Source organism: Nocardioides sp. NPDC059952, from assembly GCF_042730435.1.
Lineage (GTDB): Bacteria > Actinomycetota > Actinomycetes > Propionibacteriales > Nocardioidaceae > Nocardioides.
In genome coordinates this window covers 1-1,673 of sequence record NZ_JBHWLY010000150.1, presented here as the reverse complement: position 1 = coordinate 1,673, position 1,673 = coordinate 1, and the positions used below count along the sequence as shown (strand labels likewise).

Sequence of the window (1,673 nt, the reverse complement as noted above, 5' to 3'; positions counted from 1 at the left end):
GTACCGACCGGTGATCGCGCTGCGTGCGCGGCCGCCGGAGCGGCTACTGCCTCGTGCCATTGTGGGGCCTCCAAGGTCCCTCGAGCAGCTGCGATGTCTAGTAGTCTCCGCGTTGTCTAGGACGTGTTGGCTCTTCGACTCGCTGCTGCGGGTTGAGGAGCCACACCCGTTTGATGGGGCTCCTGCCAGATCTCGGGTTTGAGCATCTGACGTACGTCTCTTATGTGCGGCCGAGCCGATTACCCCCCAGGTTTCCGGCGAGAATTTTGGCTCTGCGCGGTGAATCTCCCGGTCTCCTGCGACCGCGCGACGATCCGCGACGCGACCGACTCAGGCACGCTCCGCCGAGCGGCCCGCGCCGATGGTGTGCCCAGCGAGCTGCGCTCGATCTTGGCCTGGAACTCCTGGCCCCTGGACTGGTTGGACTGCCTACCTGTCATCCCACTCCCCTCTTACGTAGTCGAGCGCGCTCGTTGGCGAGCATCCGCTCGACAGCCTTGACCGAGATGCCCAACTGCTCGGCGATCGCGGTTTGCGGGAACCCCTCGGCGGTCATGTGCATCGCCATGCGTACGCGGGGGTCCTTGATGGTGGCCATCGCCTCCGAGCCCAGAATGCCGGCGATCACCCGCGAGTCCGGCGGGTCGATCCCCCGGTCATCGAGGTTCAGGTCATCGATTAGGGCGAACTCCTTCCGCAACTCGGCCCCGTGCCAGGTCCGGTAGATGTTGGGGAACCGGATGATGCACTGACCGATGAAGTAGGTCCTCAGGGACGCGCCCTTGCGGTGGTCCCACTTGTGCTTCATCAGGACGTCGGAGCGGAAGTGACGCAGAGCCTTGGCCACGGTCTCGTTGGCCAGCTCCTGGGCCTCCTCGTCCGTGATCGGGCGCTCGAGCTGAGGCAGACCGCCGAACCCCTTCGTCTTGCAGCGCTCGAAGATCAGATTGCGCACGGTCCAGTTCCAGATCACCGCGTAGCCGTACCTCGCGAGCGCGTCGGCGAAGCGGTCCCACAGTTCGCCCTGGAACTTCACCAGGGCCAGATCGGTGAGGACGTCGAGGTCACCGGTCAGCCGGTCTACGGCATCGGTGAGGACGTCCCCAGCGAGCTTGTCGGCTTCGACCCGCCAGGCTTCGGGCGCCGAGCTGTCCTCTAGCGACCCACCTACGGGGCGTTGTAGCGGCGCTCCAGGCTCGCCCGGGCCCCCAGGCCAGGCGGCGTCGGCCATACACGTCTCCTCATTCGAGAACGACTTCGAGCAAGCTCGCTGTCGTCCTCTTCATATGTGGCTGCGATCGGATTACCCCCCAACTTTTCGAGAAGTTTTTTCGTCCGATCGTCAGGGGCCCATTTTGGATACCCCACACCCTATGTATCGGCGCCGACGATTCCAGGCACGATGAGGCCGCGACCCGGCCGAGCTCTACGCCTCGAGGTAGCGATCGATGCCGACCAGCACCCAGTCCTTGGGCAGCTGCGCCTCGAGCTGGGCGTACGCGGCCTCGTAGGTCTCGGCCTGGCCGATGCGCTCAAGCGGCTCGTGCTCGTTGAAGTCGGGGGCATCCAGCCGCGGGCGGGCACCAGAGCGAAGAACGTAGGGCACTGCTGGATCGTACGTCGTAGACTCGGTGGCCTAAGGGGTCGATCCAACCGGTTTGGAGACGACCCCT

General features: G+C 65.1%; 2 protein-coding genes. Both read right to left on the bottom strand.

Annotated elements, in window-relative coordinates; translation table 11 throughout:
* Nucleotides 1-436: 436 nt before the first annotated feature.
* Nucleotides 437-1,231: an RNA polymerase sigma factor gene (locus tag ACFV9G_RS29805; protein ID WP_378733088.1), complete on the bottom strand. Its 795-nt coding sequence runs from the start codon at nucleotides 1,229-1,231 to the stop codon at nucleotides 437-439.
* A 195-nt stretch (nucleotides 1,232-1,426) separates the two neighbouring features.
* Nucleotides 1,427-1,606: a hypothetical protein gene (locus tag ACFV9G_RS29800; RefSeq protein WP_378733086.1), complete on the bottom strand. Its 180-nt coding sequence runs from the start codon at nucleotides 1,604-1,606 to the stop codon at nucleotides 1,427-1,429.
* Between the last annotated feature and the right edge of the window lie 67 nt (nucleotides 1,607-1,673).